This is a genomic window from Dendronalium sp. ChiSLP03b (assembly GCF_034531165.2).
GTDB classification, from domain to species: domain Bacteria; phylum Cyanobacteriota; class Cyanobacteriia; order Cyanobacteriales; family Nostocaceae; genus Dendronalium; species Dendronalium minutum.
In genome coordinates this window covers 124,878-142,556 of record NZ_JAVRBR020000003.1, presented here as the reverse complement: position 1 = coordinate 142,556, position 17,679 = coordinate 124,878, and the positions used below count along the sequence as shown (strand labels likewise).

General features: G+C 41.5%; 14 protein-coding genes. 9 read left to right on the top strand and 5 right to left on the bottom strand.

Going from position 1 to position 17,679, the window contains the following annotated elements; all coding sequences use genetic code 11:
• Nucleotides 1-84 precede the first annotated feature (84 nt).
• A complete protein-coding gene (locus RMY31_RS00885) occupies nt 85-513 on the bottom strand; it encodes a hypothetical protein (protein WP_322656805.1) in 429 nt (142 codons plus the stop codon).
• Between the two features lie 711 nt (nt 514-1,224).
• On the opposite strand from RMY31_RS00885, the gene RMY31_RS00880 reads away from it, so the two are divergent.
• The 6 genes from RMY31_RS00880 to RMY31_RS00855 all read left to right on the top strand — a co-directional run bounded on the left by RMY31_RS00880 (nt 1,225) and on the right by RMY31_RS00855 (nt 8,959).
• Nucleotides 1,225-1,965 carry an SDR family oxidoreductase gene (locus RMY31_RS00880; RefSeq protein ID WP_322657077.1) on the top strand — a complete coding sequence of 247 codons (741 nt, stop codon included), beginning with the start codon at nt 1,225-1,227 and terminating at the stop codon, nt 1,963-1,965.
• Nucleotides 1,966-2,304: 339 nt separating this feature from the next.
• A complete protein-coding gene (locus RMY31_RS00875) occupies nt 2,305-3,042 on the top strand; it encodes a glucose 1-dehydrogenase (RefSeq protein ID WP_322656804.1) in 738 nt (245 codons plus the stop codon).
• Between the two features lie 218 nt (nt 3,043-3,260).
• Entirely contained in the window at nt 3,261-3,974 is a 714-nt protein-coding gene (locus RMY31_RS00870) for a rubrerythrin family protein (RefSeq protein ID WP_322656803.1), read from the top strand.
• 239 nt (nt 3,975-4,213) lie between these two features.
• Nucleotides 4,214-5,407 carry an MFS transporter gene (locus RMY31_RS00865; RefSeq protein ID WP_322656802.1) on the top strand — a complete coding sequence of 398 codons (1,194 nt, stop codon included), beginning with the start codon at nt 4,214-4,216 and terminating at the stop codon, nt 5,405-5,407.
• A gap of 69 nt (nt 5,408-5,476) precedes the next feature.
• Nucleotides 5,477-6,253, top strand: a complete 777-nt coding sequence (locus tag RMY31_RS00860) for a DUF1877 family protein (protein ID WP_322656801.1) — start codon at nt 5,477-5,479, stop codon at nt 6,251-6,253.
• A gap of 180 nt (nt 6,254-6,433) precedes the next feature.
• Nucleotides 6,434-8,959 (top strand): cyclic nucleotide-binding domain-containing protein, encoded by a 2,526-nt coding sequence (locus RMY31_RS00855; protein ID WP_322656800.1) that lies wholly within the window; start codon nt 6,434-6,436, stop codon nt 8,957-8,959.
• Nucleotides 8,960-9,425: 466 nt separating this feature from the next.
• Here RMY31_RS00855 and RMY31_RS00850 read toward each other — a convergent pair whose 3' ends face one another.
• The 3 genes from RMY31_RS00850 to hemL all read right to left on the bottom strand — a co-directional run bounded on the left by RMY31_RS00850 (nt 9,426) and on the right by hemL (nt 12,766).
• Nucleotides 9,426-9,797 (bottom strand): DUF3011 domain-containing protein, encoded by a 372-nt coding sequence (locus RMY31_RS00850; RefSeq protein ID WP_409877038.1) that lies wholly within the window; start codon nt 9,795-9,797, stop codon nt 9,426-9,428.
• Between the two features lie 937 nt (nt 9,798-10,734).
• The gene (locus tag RMY31_RS00845; RefSeq protein WP_322656798.1) at nt 10,735-10,932 is read right to left on the bottom strand and encodes a DUF2811 domain-containing protein; all 198 of its coding nucleotides are present in this window, start codon (nt 10,930-10,932) and stop codon (nt 10,735-10,737) included.
• Between the two features lie 535 nt (nt 10,933-11,467).
• On the bottom strand, nt 11,468-12,766 hold the full coding sequence (hemL, locus tag RMY31_RS00840) for a glutamate-1-semialdehyde 2,1-aminomutase (RefSeq protein ID WP_322656797.1): 1,299 nt from the start codon (nt 12,764-12,766) through the stop codon (nt 11,468-11,470).
• 118 nt (nt 12,767-12,884) lie between these two features.
• Between hemL and RMY31_RS00835 the strand changes: the two genes are divergently transcribed.
• Together RMY31_RS00835 and hisIE are read left to right on the top strand one after the other, a co-directional pair.
• On the top strand, nt 12,885-13,079 hold the full coding sequence (locus tag RMY31_RS00835; RefSeq protein WP_322656796.1) for a ChaB family protein: 195 nt from the start codon (nt 12,885-12,887) through the stop codon (nt 13,077-13,079).
• Nucleotides 13,080-13,501: 422 nt separating this feature from the next.
• Nucleotides 13,502-14,152, top strand: coding sequence for a bifunctional phosphoribosyl-AMP cyclohydrolase/phosphoribosyl-ATP diphosphatase HisIE (gene hisIE, locus RMY31_RS00830; protein WP_322657076.1), 651 nt, complete (start codon nt 13,502-13,504; stop codon nt 14,150-14,152).
• A 98-nt stretch (nt 14,153-14,250) separates the two neighbouring features.
• On the opposite strand, the gene RMY31_RS00825 is transcribed toward hisIE, so the two are convergent.
• Complete coding sequence (locus RMY31_RS00825) at nt 14,251-16,224, bottom strand: iron uptake porin (RefSeq protein WP_322656795.1); 1,974 nt, start codon at nt 16,222-16,224, stop codon at nt 14,251-14,253.
• Between the two features lie 432 nt (nt 16,225-16,656).
• On the opposite strand from RMY31_RS00825, the gene RMY31_RS00820 reads away from it, so the two are divergent.
• Complete coding sequence (locus tag RMY31_RS00820; protein ID WP_322657074.1) at nt 16,657-17,661, top strand: iron ABC transporter permease; 1,005 nt, start codon at nt 16,657-16,659, stop codon at nt 17,659-17,661.
• The last annotated feature ends 18 nt before the right edge of the window (nt 17,662-17,679 follow it).

The following is a 17,679-nucleotide window of genomic DNA, read 5'->3' as shown; positions in this document are numbered from 1 at the left end:
TAAAGATTTATGAATAATCTGAATATGTTTCAGTGAGAACGAATATTCGTCTCACTGTTTACCTTTTATAGGTAATGAAGTAATTTATTTTATCTCCATTTGCTTTTGCTCTTGGCGATGTTTGCGTATTAAGCCTACACCAAAAGCAGCTAGTCCTGGTATTAAGACAGGAACAGGTACTTGTTTATGGTTATATCCTTGCTTTGTACCTATTGGTTTTGGCCTATTTGGGTTACCTATATTTGTTCGTATGGGATTGTTTGGGTTATTTGCATAGATAGTGCTATTACCTGAATTTTGGCTACTGGGACTATTTGAATTTCTAGTGAATGTTGGCCAGGGTATAAACCCCAAAAGCCATTGAATTTCCAAAGACCTTGACGCTCTTGAATTCGCTTGTTCGGTTTGAGTTGGGCTGTTTTGAGCCAGTGCATGAGATTGAGGAACAAATATCATACCTGTAGCCACAGAAGTAGCGACCGCTATGCTTGCACATACGGTTTTAAATTTCATAAATTATTCTCCCCAGAATTTTTATTTGATAGGTATTTGCACCTTTTAAGTATTAATTCTTACCTAAAAAGTAATTATTATTCATCCGTCTGTAGATATATACCCGGCATTTTATGGCATATTCTTTAGATATACAGCAGATTGCAGCTTTATTGAGAGATTTCAACCTGTCAATAATTTTAGTCTGCTATACCTTTATTTAGCGCTGTTTTTCACCACTTATGCACCCGTAGTTTTGTATATAATTTATACTTAATACTGAATTCTGAACGCCAGTTGCTCTACTTGGGGAGACCCCTGCGTACCCGTCACTGACTCCTCCTGAATTCTGTTTAATAAAAGTGCTGGCTGAAATAATTGCGAAACCTGCCGACCTCCCTCACCTCCTAAGAAATCTTATGCACCAGAAGGGCAAGCCTAGAGACAAGACTTATAAAGGTGACGTGGATTTCAAAAAATAGTTGCGAAGCGATCGCTACTGGGCAAACAAAATGCTTCTAAAATAACTCACTAGAAGCATTTTGGGTGTGTTTTAACTTTGAGCAACTTTAACAATTAATAGAACAAATGTACTATCTATTGCGAACAATCTTTATCTCCACTTTTTGAGCTAGTTATCACCAGCAAACACAAGTAAACATCGAAACGAAGTTAGAAATTAGCTTTATGGTGCAGCAGCAAGAGTCAATTGAAGTAAAACTGGGTGAATCTATGGCAGCTTTAGCAGGAAAGGTTGCAATTGTTACTGGTGCATCGCGAGGTATTGGACGAGCGATCGCCCTGAAGTTAGCAGGTAACGGTGCGTCTATTGTCGTTAACTATGCGGGTAATGCAACCAAAGCACAAGAAGTTGTTGTGGAAATTGAGAAATTAGGAGTACAGGCGACTCCTGTGCAAGCAGATATTAGCAAAGTAGCCGATATTGAACGGCTGTTTGAAGAAACTATTGAACGCTTTGGTAAGGTTGACATTTTGGTGAATAATGCCGGAATTGCCTTCTATAAGCCAATTACTGAAACTACAGAAGCAGATTTTGACAAGATTTATGCCGTTAATGTCAAAGGCACTTATTTTGCTTGTCAACAAGCCGCGCTATATATGGCAGAGGGGGGACGGATTATCAACTTTTCCTCATCAACCACAGCCATGATGTTACCAACTTATAGTGCCTATGTGGCAACCAAAGGTGCTGTTGAACAAATTACGCGAGTACTAGCTAAGGAATTGGGTACAAAGAAAATCACTGTCAATGTTATTTCTCCTGGCCCTACAGATACAGAACTGTTTCGAGAAGGCAAAACACAAGAACAGATTGACCGTCTAGCTAATATGGCAGCCTTTGGCAAACTAGGAGATGTGCAAGAAATCGCCGATGTGGTAGCGTTTCTCGCCAGCGATGAAGCACGATGGATGACTGGACAAAATATCCGCGTCAATGGTGGAATAGCGTAATTCTATAGGTAGGAGGCAGAAGTTAAGAGTTTCTATTCCTCTTTACACTTTTCCCAATCCCCAATCCCTGTTTCAGGATATGACTTTTTCAGACTAAATAATGCATAACAATTGAAAGTTTTCGTTTAAAAGTCCTAAAGGGTTAGGACTTTTTCATGCTGCATTGTTTAGCATTCAAGCTTAATAATTTATATAGTAAAGCAATTGCCAGATATCTATTAGTTGATATTTACATTACTTAGTGTCTTGGTAGTTAATCCATTTATTTTTAAACCACTAAGATACAAAGAAAACTCAATTCAATCCTAAAATAATTAGTCTTTGAGGAAATTTGATTTTATGTCAACTTTAACTGGAAAAGTTGCGATCGTAACGGGTGCTGCACGAGGTATCGGCAGAACCATAGCGGAAAGATTAGCAGATGATGGAGCATCTGTTGCATTTAATTACTCTCGTAGTGCTACTGAAGCTCAAGAATTAATCTCTACAATTACAGCAAAGGGGGGAAAGGCTTTAGCCGTACAAGCAGACATGAGCCAAGTTGCAGACATTCGCCGTTTCTTTCAAAAAACCCTTGACAAGTTCGGTCAGCTAGATATTTTGGTTAATAATGCAGGCATTGCAACTAGCTCGCTAATCTCCGATGTCACTGAAGAAGAATACGAAAAAGTGTTTGCAGTCAACGTCCGGGGTGTCTTATTTGCCTTGCAGGAAGCATCGCGGCACATGAACGATCGCGGCAGAATCATCAATATCTCTTCTAGTACCACCATTTATCCGCAAGCTGGTTTAGCCGTTTACATTGCTAGCAAGGAAACCGCAAAGACATTTACTCATGTGTTGGCCAAAGAACTGGGAGGACGGGGTATCACTGTTAACAGTGTAATGCCTGGTGGCACTATTCCAGGAATGTTTGACGGAGTACCAGATGAACTAAAGCAGGCGGCGATCGCTAGTTCTTTTGGTCGCCTAGGATACCCTACTGATATTGCTGATGTGATTGCTTTTCTTGTCAGTGAGAAAGCACGTTGGATTAATGGTCAAGAAATTCTCGTCAACGGTAACGCAAGTTTTTAGTAAATAAGTGAATAATCTTTTAAAAATGATTAATATTTAATTAAATAAAACCATAATATATTTTCGGTTTTATAATTAGCCTAACAGTTGACAAAACGGGTATATCGATGTGAAAAAAGTGTTGTATAAAACGTTTAAAATTCATTAGATACTTTTCTTGTATACACGTTTAAATTCTGTATTTTCCAGAAACCAATCACGTTACAGACAACAAAATCATGGACTTATCAAACTTTACTACACTGCAAAACTTAGAAGCTGCCTTCGGTGGTGAATCGATGGCAAATCGCAAGTATCTGTTTTTTGCTGATGTGGCGCGTAAACTCGGATTTACAGACTTGGCGAAACTTTTTAAAGAAACAGCAGAACAAGAAACCGAACATGCTTTTGCACATTTTAGGTTGCTGCATCCAGAAATTGTGGTAGAAGATGCATCGGCTTTAACTGACGAACAAAAACGGGAAATTGCTTCTCGATGCTTATCTTTGGCCATTGAAGGTGAAACCTATGAATACACCACAATGTATCCAGAGTTTGCTGCTGCTGCTCAACGCGATCGCGATAATCCGGCTGCGGAAGAATTTTTGAAACAAGCTCAAGAATCCACTGAACATGCAACTACATTTCGTAACGCTGCACATCGTTTTGGTTTGTTAAAATTCATCGAAAATTACCATGCCGATCGCTATACTGAAGCTTTAGAAGTATTAAATGGAGGACAAGCAACAACCAGAGTTACAGGTGACGATCCTCAAACTCGTAAATGGATTTGCAGACAATGCAGTATGATTTACGATCCTGTAGCTGGCGATCCTGATTCGGGAATTGCACCTGGAACGCCTTTTGAAGAAATTCCTGATGATTGGCATTGTCCTATCTGCGGTGCTACCAAAAAAACTTTTAAACCACTGGAAGAAAAAGCCGCAGCCTAATAATAATTCGTAATTCGTAATGCGTAATTCATAATTTTGAGCAAGGAAACGCGAAGCTTCTCTCTAGTCGCTTCGCGTTTTTGTATATTCATATAGTAATTCTGTTTGAGTCGTGAGAAGATTTATTTATCAAACCGCTAAGTACGCCAAGTACACTAAGTACGTTAAGGAGAAGAGAAAAATAGAGAGCTTTGCAAGTTTCACAAATTATTCTAGACTGCTATAAACAGGGTAATTTTATGAATCCAATAGAAGAAAAAAGTCAATTTGAGCAGCGCAAACTAATATATCTAGAGCTGAATTTTCAGATTATTTGTGCAGTAGCATTAATTGCTGTTCTCGGAGTTTCTAGCATCACTCCAGCTTTCCCTAGCTTAGCGAAAGAATTGAAAGTAAACCCAAGCGATGTTGGTTTATTAATTACAGTTTTCACTTTTCCTGCTGTTGTTTTAGGACCTGTTATTGATATCCTTGCTGATAGATGGGGCAGAAAAAATTTTATTATTACTTCACTATTTTTATATGGTATTGCTGGTACAGCTTGTGCCTTCTCTCGTAACTTTAATCTGTTACTATGTTTGCGTTTTCTCCAAGGCATTGGTGCTGCTTCTTTGTTTTCTCTCAGTATTATTTTAATTGGTGATTTATATACTAGAAATAGACATACTACTGCAATCAGCTACAATACCACTATTACTAATGTCGGTACAGCTACTTATCCAACGATTGGCGGTGCATTGGCAACAATGGGTTGGTATTATCCCTTTATGCTGCCTGTAGTGGCGATTCCCATTGGATTGCTAGTTTTATTCGCACTTAAGAATCCCGAACCAAAAGGCGATCGCAATCGCCAAGTTGACTTAATCAATACAGCAAAAGTTCTCAAAAATCGCAAATTATTCGGATTATTTATTGCTAGTGCTGGTAACTTTGTTCTCCTTTATGGTGCTTACATAACTTACTTACCACAATTAACTAATGATATATTCCAAGCCTCACCTGTCACAATTGGTATGTTACTTTCCAGTGTTTATGTAGCAATTGCAATTACATCTTCTCAGTTGGGAAAATTAGCTAGAAGATTTAAACCGAAAACTTTAATTCAAGCATCTTTTATTTTGTATGCTTTAGCTATGTTGATTGTTCCTTTAATGCCTAATATCTGGTTTTTATTAATTCCCACTACAATTTTTGGCATTGGTTTGGGGAGCAGTTTCCATAGTATTCAAATACTTTTAGCTAATTTAGCACCTAGAGAATATATGACAACAATTTTATCTGTCAATAGGACATTTTTGGGATTAGGGCAAACTTTAGGCCCGCTCTTGATGGGTATAGTCTTCGTTTTGGGAGGAATTTATAGCGTATTTTATGTAGGAGTGGGTTTTGCGATTTTAACATTTTTCGTATTTAGGTATTGTACTTGCATGTGATTTTAGAATCGTTGCAGTAGCTATACTGTGGAAAGAATAAGTAAGTTTTAAGTATTCCAAGAAAATTGTATGGGAATTACGGGTCAGATTAAGCAGATTTCTGGTTCAACACTTGATTTTCTTAGAGAAGACCCGCTTATAATAGGTGCATTTCGTGATGCTCAATGGTTGCCAGAATCTGCTTTTTGGCAACGAGCAAGTTATTGGACAGGAAACTCTGCTGATAAGATGAAACAAGATGCAAGAGCGAGGTTTGGGAAACTACCTGAAAGTAAAGGTTTAAGTTGGTTGATTCCTGGAAAGCGCCAAAAATGGAAACATAAGTATGATTGGCAGGCTCTCGAAAAACAGTTCCTCGCTGAGTGGGAAAACCCCGAACTAGATTTAGACAAATGTTGGCAAGAACTAACATTTTTATTAGCTGGCTACATAGCATGTTATTATGCTACATCTCAAGGTAAAATTTCAGAATTGATCGTAGAGAAAGGATATAAAAAAGATTTCCTGCCATTTCTAGTGATAAAAAATTCTGCTTGGGATGGTCTGCCTTTAGTTAATGCTTTTGGTGCTGGAAAAGAAATTGGTTATGAAACGAGTTATGGTCCCATCCGGTATCTAGAACCAGGTGATGAAGTCAGACAAATTCTTGATGGGTTATTAGAACTTTCACAAGAGGGTTTCCAAAATCGTTTTATCCGAGAATCTCAGAAGCCAGAACCAATACCTTGGATTGACTGGTCTGATGAAGAAATGTTGGAAGGGATGACGAATTACTACAACGAAATTGTTGATTATTACCAAAGTGCTGTTAGACAAAACAAGGCACTACTGCTTTATCTAACATAATCTTTAGACTAGAGCATATCAACTGCTGCGACTGAAAAACACAGCCGCCAGCACGATTAAACCTAACAGTACCAAAGGAACCCAGAGATTAGGCAGATCCGATAAACTCATAACGCAGCTCTTTTGACATTGCTTTCAGGGATAATCCTTTTATACAGCAGCCTGAACGGAGAACAGACAATGACATCTCCAGACAAAGTTAAATGGCTACAAGAACGCACGACTTTAGGAATTCTCTCACCTGAGGTTTTAGATGCGATCGCCCAAGCGATCGAAGAACAAGTTGTGCCAGCCCAAAAAACTCTAGTTAGCGAAGGTACTTCCCCAGAAGCGCTTTACATTCTTGTAGAAGGTCAACTCGAAAGCGATAATACCAATCAAAGTAACCCAGCTTTTGCTCGTGGGTTCCTTCCCGGCTCAGTTATTCACCTCCAGGAATTACTCTTAGATGAGTTAGCCGAATTCACAATTACCGCCGTCACAGAATGTCACTTATGGTTTATACCTGCCGCTAAATTTCGTGACTTAGTCAGCCAATACTCTGAAATTACTCAAGCTTTTTCTCGACAATTGGCTCAAGAATTAGCTCAGGTAACATCTGCTTTATCTTACGAACAAGAACGTTCCGTAGCCTTGCGACCATATTTAGTCACCAAAGCGCAACGGGGAATCGTCGGTACAAGTCGCTACGCCGTGCGTCTGCGAGAACAAATTCGAGAAGCCGCTGCTGACCGCAAATCTGTAGATATTTTTGGGGAACCAGGCTTAGAAAAAGATAATATAGCCGCCTTGATTCACTACAGTTCTCCCCAACGACGACAACCAATTATTAAAGTCAACTGTGGGATTCTACAAACTAGCGGCGCAGATTTATTCGGTCGCGCTGGGGGTAAACCAGGACTTTTGGAATGGCTGGGAGAAGGCAGCCTAATTCTCAACAACATCCAAGACTTGCCAACAGAGTTATTACCGTCCATGGAGAAGTTGCTGAAAACGGGCAAATATACCCCTGTTCCTCGTCCCGGAGAACCAGTCGCTGAACCTCGCTCCAGTAACGCCAGAATTCTTATTGTTTCCGAAAAAACCCAGGCGACAATTGAACGCTGTGTTGGTCACATTATCAAAGTACCACCGCTGCGGGTACGGAAGGCTGATATTAAAGCTCAAGTAGAATATTACACCAGTCTGTACGTTCGAGCCAGAGGTTTACCTAAACCGCACATTACCCCCGAAGCTTTGCGCCGCTTGCAGTCTTATGATTTTCCCGGCAATCTCAAAGAGTTGAAAAACTTGGTCGAACGGGCAATTGTGCAAGCAGGAGAAAGACGAGAGTTAACAGAAGAAATCTTTTGGTCAGCTGACACTAAGAAAAAGCAATTTCGCGTCAATTTGTTGAACGCTTATCCTGGTTTGCGGCGGTTTTTGCGGAGTTCTTGGTGGCCCGATCGCATCAACTATGGTTTCACTGTTGCAGCTTTTGCTATTCTTGTTGGAGTGTTATTTATCGGCCCGCAAACACGCGATCGCAATTTTGCTTTAAATCTATTTTGGGCTTGGTGGTGGCCTTTCTTCCTGTTTCTGTTTCCCTTTTTGGGGCGTGTGTGGTGTGCTGTCTGTCCCTTCATGATTTACGGAGAAATTACGCAAAAGCTATCACTATGGTTGTGGCCGCGAAAACTCAAGCGCTGGCCGAGAGAGAAAGCTGAAAAATGGGGCGGATGGTTTGTATTTGGGCTGTTTTCCTTGATTTTCTTATGGGAAGAACTCTGGCATTTAGAAAATACTGCTTACCTGAGCGCTTGTTTGCTGCTATTAATTACCGCTGGGGCGATGATTTTCTCAGCTCTATTTGAGCGGCGGTTTTGGTGTCGCTATCTCTGCCCCATTGGCGGTATGAATGGTTTATTTGCCAAACTCTCCATGACTGAACTCCGGGCGCAGCAAGGTATCTGTTCTGCCACTTGCACTACTTATCAGTGTTACAAAGGCGGGCCGGAAAAAGGCGAAGGCATGGAAACTAATGGGTGTCCTTTGTACTCTCACCCCGCACAGTTAGAAGATAACAGAGATTGCGTGCTGTGCATGACTTGTTTGAAAGCTTGTCCCCACCGTTCTGTCGAGTTCAATTTGCGTCCCCCTGGTATTGAGTTGTGGACAACTCATGTACACCGTAAATATGAAGTAGCATTGTTGTTTTTGCTATTGGGTGGAGTATATCTGCATCGCTTACCAGAGATATTATCTGGGTTGGGGTTACAACTAGATTTAACTAATTTTTGGCTACATTTAGGATTATCGCTGCTAGCTTTGATTATCCCGGTGGCTGTAACATTTCTGGGATATGGCTTGATACAACTATTTCAATTTGGGTGTAAGCCTCGATCGTTTGTAGAGCTTGCCTATGGCTATTTACCGTTAGTGTTGGGAGGTAATTTAGCTCATTACCTGCGCTTAGGCTTGGGTGAAGGTGGGCGTATTTTACCTGTGACCTTTGCTACCTTTGGTTTGAGCGGTGAGCAATTGCCTGTATTAGTGGCGCATCCGGCTGTAATGTCTTTTTTGCAAGGTGTAACGCTAATTTTCTCAGTGCTGTTAACAATTGTATTAACTCAAAAAATTGCGCGGCAACCACTGAGAGCTATGCTTGGACAACATTTAGCTGCGATCGCTTTGGGTGTTAGTATGTGGGCAATTATTGTGTTTTAAACCTCTGGCTTGAAAATGGGTACAGGGGTGTGAGGGTGTAAGTGGAAAGCATTTTCATGCTTGGTTGTGGGATCTTCTCTTTGTTTTCCAGTTGGTCTTTCACATGACTTGCAATCAGATTAGCACCTAACCGAGAAACTAATGGTTCAGTTTTGATGACCATACCGTAATTGCACAAGCGTAGACACTCTTAGTGACTTGTCGCAGACATTGCATAAATTAGCAATCACTGGAATTAGAGATTTAACTGGGTATGAATTGTATATACAAGTAGAATAACCCCGACCGTACAACAAATGTTGGGCAACATTGCCTAATCTCCTCCAATTGCGATCCCAAGTCCCAACCAAGCAACAGCGGTGAAAGTGTTAGCACCGTTGTTGTGTTTGCCTGCAAAGGATTTTACGCAGTTTAACTGTGCTGTTTGTTAACTTCTACTTGCTATGTTGATTAAATACCCAGTTGACTATCTGTCATACCTGTCATTTCTGTCATACCTGTCATTTCTGTCATACCTGTCATTTCTGTCATATCTGTCGTTTCTGTCATACCTGTCGTTTCTGTCATACCTGTCGTTTCTGTCATATCTATCGTTTCTGCGATTGCCAACTGAGAACTCAGCTCGGCAGCCATTTTTCACCCAGATACGATTTCTCCTATAACCCCAATTTCCTCTACAACTGGCGTTAGACAATTGCCTAACAAATCTCACTCTGCCTCTAGTAGGTATCGAACAAGTATTCCTCTGATTATTATGGCTTGAACAAGTTATTATCTCTTGAGCTGAAGCAGGAGCTGCAATGCCCAAAAGTGTACCTATACCAACACTGGCAGCCATGAAGGTACCTGCAATTATGTGAAAACGCATAACCATAATTAAATATTAGACTTCTTCAAAAGTTCAAAACAAAAACTATATTTATTGTAGCGAACTGCATTAAAAGCTAATTTTAAAATCAGATTAAATGCAAAGAATGTTTGCATTCTCAACAGTATTAAAAGCAATATGCAATCTTATTTAGTCGTGAAACAAACAAGACCACTTATAATCTCATGGACACTTTTCTACATTCAACCGATTCCACTTTTTTAACATTAAGTAAAATTCTTTGTGTATAAGTAGAAAGGCGCAAATAAACAGAACTGTGTAACGAAAAGTAAAGTTAGCTAAAACCCTCTTCCCCTTCGGGTTCGTCACTTTGCCAGACGCTCGATGACTCGCTAACGCTGCGCTAACGACGCAAAGCAGAGCCACTCCGGTCTTGGGGAGCCAGTCTCATGGGCGGTTCTGCCGACTTGTTCGCTCGTAGCTTTCCCGCAGGGTAGCAAGTGGCATCCAAGACGGGGGCTACCTCACCGCAGTGGCTCCTCTACCTTACCTTAACGATAAATTTTCACGTCGACCTACTTACACTTTGTATATAAGTAGCCGTCATGAACTACATACACCAAGACAGATGAAAAAACTTTCTTTCCTTCTGCCATCTGCCTTTTTCAAGTCAGCGTAGCCACGGCTGATCGACATTGTTACTTGATTGTGGCTACTGCGATCGCCTGCCTAAAAATCCAAACTAGATATTCATATCAAAGACCAGCACTGTGCGGGACGACAAAGCCCAGCCACAGCCTGAAATTTCTTTTAATATCAAGTCTAGCTAATTAGTTATAATTCCCTAATCTATGCAGAAAGCCCGAAAACCCCTCCTCTGTGCCGTCTTAGATGCAGGTGTTCAGCGTGCGATCGCCCACTTTGTCACCATGGATGTAATGTGTTGTTAGCAGCGATGAAACAAAGTTTCTAAATAAACTTGGGCAACACGGCGATCGCCATCTGTATTTTGTAGCAGAAAAAGTGCGATCGCCGCTGTCAATACTCGTTGCTCATCCCAATCGGGATGCTGTTCTAAGTAGTTTTTTAGACATTCATGGAGTGTTTCAGGAAGCTCTGTAAAAATGTTAACTGTTGCGTTCATGAGATTTTGCTTCTATTGAGCAAATCAATAAGGACAAATAACTTTTCGCCTATCCACCAATTTGGCATAACACTTAAGTAAATTTATACATTGAGTGTGATTGGTTGAACGGACTGCAAAAGCCTGCGGAATTATTTTGCGCCTAAAGGGGGTAGGTTTGTCAATGTTGCAAAATATTAAATATAACTATAGAAAAAATAAATATTTACGACACAATCAAGTTTATAGCGATATTTTCGTTATGTAACTTTACAATAACTCAGTAACTAAGATTTATTGGCACTACCAGAACGAAATCCCCAATAAGTCAACAAAAGCCTATTAACTTGTAGAACATCTGTGGAAAACAGATGAAATACCTGTGGAAAGTCTGTGGAATAAATGAGGAAAAGTTCAATTAATGATAAGAATTACAAAAAAGCCCAAATTCATAAAGGAGTGGGGAGTGGGAGTGGAGATTGGGGGAATCCCATTCTTTCCCTTACACTCTTATCCCCTGACACCCCAATCTCCTTAAACCCCTATCCTCTGACACCTAGAGACTAGACAGTACATCCCGTGCAACCGCTAAAGTTTGCTCAATATCTTCTTCAGTGTGAGCCAAAGAGGTAAATCCAGCCTCGAACTGAGAAGGTGCTAAGTAAACACCGCGCTCTAACATGCCGCGATGGAAACGCCCGAATTTAGCTGTATCCGATTTCTTGGCATCTTCGTAGTTATGGACGGGACCAGCGGTGAAAAATAAGCCGAACATGGCGCTGATATGACCGCCACAAGCAGCATGACCAGTTTCTTGAGCAATTTGCAGTAAACCGTCTGCTAGCTTTTGAGTAATCCGGTCAAGATAGTTGTAAGTACCGGGTTTTTGCAGCAATTCCAGCGTCTTAATACCAGCAGTCATTGCTAAGGGATTTCCCGAAAGTGTCCCGGCTTGATACACAGGGCCCGCGGGGGCAATCATTGACATGATATCCCGCCGTCCGCCATAGGCTCCGACTGGTAAGCCACCACCAATTACCTTGCCTAGAGTTGTCAAATCGGGTGTAATGCCAAATTTTTCTTGAGCGCCACCGTAGGCAATGCGGAAGCCAGTCATCACTTCGTCAAACACCAATAATGCCCCATGCTCTTGGGTAAGTTCCCGCAAACCTTCTAGAAAACCAGCATCGGGAGTGATAAATCCAGCGTTACCCACGACTGGCTCTAGAATCACACCAGCAATCTCGTCACGGTTCTCCTCAAACAAAGCTTTGACAGCTTCTAAGTCATTGAAAGGTGCAGTCAGTGTACTGCTTGTTGCTGCTTTAGGGACTCCTGGCGAATCGGGTAAACCGAGTGTGGCAACACCAGAGCCTGCTTTCACGAGGAACATGTCAGCGTGACCGTGGTAGCAGCCTTCAAACTTGATGACTTTCTCCCGTTGGGTGAAAGCTCGCATCAGGCGTAACACTGCCATACAAGCTTCAGTCCCAGAGTTGACAAATCTTACCATTTCGATGCTGGGAACGGCATCGATGACCATTTCTGCCAGGATATTTTCTAGAACTGAGGGGGCACCAAAACTAGTACCTTTTTCCAAGGCTTCATGCAATGCTGCAATCACTTCTGGATGGGCATGACCGCAGATGGCTGGGCCCCAAGTGCCCACATAGTCAATGTATTTGTTGCCATCTACATCCCAAATGTACGCGCCATTAACGCGATCGAAAACAATGGGTTGTCCGCCTACGGATTTGAAAGCACGAACCGGAGAACTGACTCCTCCTGGCATGAGATTTTGGGCAGCAGTGAAAATTTCTTGTGATTTTGTGGTTTTAATCGTCGTATTTACCAAGGCTCTCTCCTGATAGTGGGCAATAAAAAAGCTCTATCTAAAGCTCTATCTTAGGATAGGGTCAAAAACTGCTCAAAACTTTTATTGTATAAAATAAATTGAACTAAAAAATAACAAAATGTTATATACGTCGAATGAAGACTTGCCTTTAGAGATTCGGACTAGATTATCTGAGGCATACCAGGATCTTTACCGGGCAGCTTTTAACTCAGCTATCCATTGGTATGGTGAAGCATCAAAGGCTCACCAAGTCGCGTTGAGTGCTGTCAAGATGCAGTCCGCTATGGATAGAAATGCTTTTGTTAGGGGCTAGTGTTGAGAAGGCAGGAGGCAGTCCTAATGAAAAAATTTCACCGTAATATATGAAAAAGGGACAAGGGAGACAAGGAGAGAAGTCGCAAGGAGGGTTTCCCTCCGGGCTAACTTCGGAGAGACAAGGGAGAAATTCCCCCTACACCCCACACCCTCTTTCAAATTAGAGGGGAAGAAAGCTTTTAACATCAGCTTTTTAACCTTTTTTTACTTGAGAGTTATTTTTGAACATACGGCACTAGTACCGTTTTGTAAAATTAAAAAACTTTTTATTCCAGGCTTCTACGCTGTTTTGCAGCGTATTTTTATTTCTGCAGCACTGTAGTAGATAAGAAGTTTGTTTTAAACCAATCATACCAGTTGTCCTATTCAGAATGGTATCGTGAAATGATCGATCGCTCTCATGAGAACAAATTAGCTGGTATGTTTTCTACTGACCTGCATTCATTACACCAACCTATCCCTGTTGAGAAAATTCGCTACGATGAACGGGGTTTAGTGCCAGCAATTATTCAAGATTATTTAGATGGTACTGTCTTGATGATGGCATGGATGAACCGGGAGTCATTGCAAAAGACTTTAGAAACTGGAGAAACTATTTTTTGGAGTCGTTCCCGTCAAGAATTGTGGCACAAAGGAGCGACTTCTGGACATATTCAGAAAGTGCAGAGCATTCGTTATGACTGTGATAGTGATGCACTATTAATTGGGGTAGAGCAAGTAGGAGAGATTGCTTGCCACACTGGCGAACGCAGTTGTTTTCATCAAATAGAAGAGAAAATCGTCCCCCCACCAGGAGATACGTTGTCGCAATTATTTCAGGTAATATGCGATCGCCGCGACAATCCAACAGAAAGTTCTTACACCTGTAAGTTATTGGCTGGCGGTGACAACAAGATTTTAAAGAAAATAGGTGAAGAAACCGCTGAGGTGGTAATGGCCTTTAAGGATAATGAGGCGGATGCGATCGCAGGCGAAGTTGCGGACTTATTTTACCATACACTGGTTGCTCTAGCGCACCATCAACTTGATTTGAAAGCAGTGTATCGCAAGTTGCAAGAGCGGAGGAAGTGAGAGCAGGGGAGCAGAGGAGCAGAGGAGGCAGGGGGAGAATAATAACTCCTGTACAGACGCGATTAATCGCTCGCGTCTGTACTCCTAACTCCCCTGATTTAAAAAGTGAAAGTAGTACGAAGTACACCTACTGTTGTTGTGTCGTTATTGCTGTCACTTTCAGGATTAAATAAGACAAATGCACCAGGGGTAATGCTGAGATTGTCATTCACCCGAAAGCGGTAGTAAGCCTCCAGATGGTAAGGAACAGCTCTATTGGCACCATCAGGCGCAAGCTGAGCTTGACCATCGGCATCGCTGCGATATAGCGGTTGTCCAAAAATGATCCCAGCGTTGTTCCCCTGTTGGAATAAATCGTTGAAATGAATACCTGCCATCCAACTGGTGAAGGTAGTAGAAGCATCAACAGCACCAGAAGAATCGTCAACAAAAAATGCCGCGCCATAGCCAGATAAGGCAATTTTTGAGGAAAAACGCCAAGTAACAGTGCCACCAACAGAGTTGAGTTTTACAGGCGTACCCAGATCGAGGCCAGGCCCTACCAAAGAACCAATGTCACTACTGGTTAATCCTGTACCTAAGATATTTATATCGTGATAACTGTTTGCATAGTTCAGACCAATATCTATGGAACTACTTGGTCTAAAAGTCAATTGGGCTGCTACGACACTACTACCCCCAAAAACGCCAGATCCCAAGGGTGTGCCAGAAACTCCTGGCTGGATGTCAGCAGCTCGTTGAGGAATGTTGGCATTGGCATTGCCGTATAAAGCTCTCAAATCTAGTTGCTTAGAAATCTGAAAAATAAAGCCAGCAGCAGATGCTAGCCCAGAACCGGAAGTACCGCCAGAGACACGTACCACAGGGTTCAAACTCGCAAAGCGGGAAATCGCCTCTTGTCCTTCGCCATAAAAAGGTGTGAGGGTAGGAAAAGCATCCGATACTTCAGCAGCAGTCCCAGCAAATAATGTTAATTTATCAGCGACAGGAAAGATGTAAAGCAGCTTGTAAAGTTGAAGCGAGTTTGCACTTATACCTGACAAAGTTTTGGGATCGACCCCAGGAAATTGAGGTTCAAAGCTAGTACGAGCGCTGCTAGCACTAAGTATTGGTGATGCTAATCCTAAACTCTCTTGCAGGCTACCACTTCCATCCACACCACCCAAGAAATTATAAGCTTGCAATCCAGTAATGAGTAAATCTTTGCCTGTAAAGCTGGTGTTGAGATTTAACCGGACTCGGTTTGTCAAGATGATATTGGGATCGTCCCTACCCGACGCGCCTCCTGTGGCACCAATGGCTGCGATAATTACTTCTCCATTGAGTTTGGTAGTTGTAGAAAACTGATTCGCTTCTAATTCGGCTGTACGAGCTTCCAAAGCATCTACCCGACCCCGCAGTGTTGCTAATTCAGCGGCAAATTCTTCTTGCAGTTTTTGCAAAGTGGCTAAATCTTGCTTGGTTACCAATTCAGCAGTTGCTGTGGCAATTAGCTCGTTGACTCTATCCAAGCAAGCATTCAAACCAGCAGCAAATTCATAGCGAGTCATAGCACGGTTGCCACGATAAGTGCCGTTTGGATATCCTGCAATACAACCGTAACGCTCGACTAAAGATTGTAATGCCTGAAATGCCCAGTCTGTAGGCTGTACATCTGATAGTTGCGATACAGATGTGACTTGTGCAATGGTGTTTGCCCCTAAAGATAAGTGTGAAGACTCTAAAGTACTTTGAGGCGAGGAATCATCAGAAATCTTTAGTGCTAATTCAGTACTTTGCTGCTTTTCATTTACAATAAGTGAATCTTGTTTTGTGCTGACATCTATCGATGCAATCAATTTCTCGTTGGAAAAGAAAAGTTTGTAATTATCATTGCTTGCTTTGTAACTAGCTTGAGTTTTCAAATCAGATATTTTTTCAGCTAGTTTTAAAGTTTCGGTATTATATTGGGCTTCGTTACCAGCAGGTATTGCCTGAACAGGGGACAATCCTGCAAGTAAGCACAGTAAACTTACCCCATTAACAGAAGTTAGTAGTAGATTTGCTTTCACGTATCCTCTCACACTTGCCATTAAAAATATATCTGAATTCAAAAGTATCCAATGAAACTGACACATTTACTTATTAAAATATATTTGTGTATTAAATAAATATTTTTATTTTTTATATGTAAATTTATATTTTATTATTTATCTACTAAAAATGATTATAATAATTTTTACTTATAGCAATATCTAAAATATTAGGAAATATTCTATTCATGATAGAAAAATAATTATATATATTTCACTATCTGCCTTGGGTATTATCCTCGTTTTTTTAGCTACAAACGTTAAAATTGACACATGGAAAATTGGTCGTGAAAGAGCAATTCTTGGTGTATCGTATTAGAGAGGATCGAGCCTGAGGGGAAAGTATTAGTATTGAAAGTGGCATTGCAGCGATCGCACACCTCTGCTGCTACCCAACTGCACTTTTCAATCTACCGTGATGTGACTAAGCAATTGCAGACAGTTTTTACCAAACACCGCATATTCTGGGCTATTTTACTTTTTGGTACAGCACTAGTGGTAACTTTAGCGCTTTCCCTCTCTCAAGGAGCAGTACCCTTAAGTGTTGCTGAATTATGGCAAGCACTTATCCACAAAGGCGATCCCATCAAACAGACAATTCTCTGGGATTTGCGTCTACCACGCATTACAGCTGCTCTCATTGTTGGCGCAGCTTTGGGAATGTCAGGCGCACTACTGCAAGGAATGTTACGTAATAGTCTTGCCGACCCTTTCATTTTGGGTATTTCAGCTGGTGCAGGACTTATTGTCATCCTCATGATAGTTTTGCAAATATTCCCAATAGCAATTCCTTTAGCAGCGTGGATAGGAGCAATTTTGACTTCAGCTATAGTCATTTTGCTCGGTCGTGCGGGTTCGGGAGTCTCTATTGAACGGTTGATTTTAGGTGGAGTCGCGATCAGTTCTTTATTAGGCGCAGTCCAGAGTACGCTGCTTTTACTAGCAGAAGATGGTCAAATTCAAATTGCTCTCAGTTGGTTAGTGGGTAGCCTGAATGGACGGGGTTGGAAAGAAGTTTCCACAGCTGGGCCTTATATCATCGTTGCATTGCTGGGGGGATGGTCGCTGGCCCGGTCGGTGAATGTGCTGGCTTTGGGAGATGATTTAGCCGTAAGTTTGGGAGTTTCATTAACGCGATCGCGTCTTTTAATTGGCGGTGTTGCAACTTTATTAGCCGCAGGTGCAGTTAGCATCAGTGGCTTAATTGGATTTGTCGGTCTTGTTGTTCCTCATGGTGTCCGCCTAATTGTTGGTACAGATCACCGCTTTGTTTTACCGCTGTCAGCACTTGCAGGTGCTTGGTTGCTGACCTTTGCAGATTTACTTTCTAGATTGGGAGCAGTAGAACTACCAGTAGGTTCTGTCACCGCCTTGCTGGGTTCACCTTTGTTCATCTGGTTGCTTTATCGTCGTTCTGCTGGATTGGGTAAATTGTAAGTGAGAGGTAGGAGTTAA

Bases quoted from the DNA above. Each gene is read 5' to 3' on its own strand.
- RMY31_RS00870 (WP_322656803.1), top strand. From the start codon at position 3,261: ATGGACTTATCAAACTTTACTACACTGCAAAACTTAGAAGCTGCCTTC.
- RMY31_RS00855 (WP_322656800.1), top strand. From the start codon at position 6,434: ATGACATCTCCAGACAAAGTTAAATGGCTACAAGAACGCACGACTTTA.
- RMY31_RS00880 (WP_322657077.1), top strand. From the start codon at position 1,225: ATGGCAGCTTTAGCAGGAAAGGTTGCAATTGTTACTGGTGCATCGCGA.
- RMY31_RS00850 (WP_409877038.1), bottom strand. From the start codon at position 9,797: ATGGCTGCCAGTGTTGGTATAGGTACACTTTTGGGCATTGCAGCTCCT.
- RMY31_RS00865 (WP_322656802.1), top strand. From the start codon at position 4,214: ATGAATCCAATAGAAGAAAAAAGTCAATTTGAGCAGCGCAAACTAATA.
- RMY31_RS00860 (WP_322656801.1), top strand. From the start codon at position 5,477: ATGGGAATTACGGGTCAGATTAAGCAGATTTCTGGTTCAACACTTGAT.
- RMY31_RS00825 (WP_322656795.1), bottom strand. From the start codon at position 16,224: ATGGCAAGTGTGAGAGGATACGTGAAAGCAAATCTACTACTAACTTCT.
- RMY31_RS00835 (WP_322656796.1), top strand. From the start codon at position 12,885: ATGTTATATACGTCGAATGAAGACTTGCCTTTAGAGATTCGGACTAGA.
- RMY31_RS00845 (WP_322656798.1), bottom strand. From the start codon at position 10,932: ATGAACGCAACAGTTAACATTTTTACAGAGCTTCCTGAAACACTCCAT.
- hisIE (WP_322657076.1), top strand. From the start codon at position 13,502: ATGTTTTCTACTGACCTGCATTCATTACACCAACCTATCCCTGTTGAG.
- RMY31_RS00885 (WP_322656805.1), bottom strand. From the start codon at position 513: ATGAAATTTAAAACCGTATGTGCAAGCATAGCGGTCGCTACTTCTGTG.
- RMY31_RS00875 (WP_322656804.1), top strand. From the start codon at position 2,305: ATGTCAACTTTAACTGGAAAAGTTGCGATCGTAACGGGTGCTGCACGA.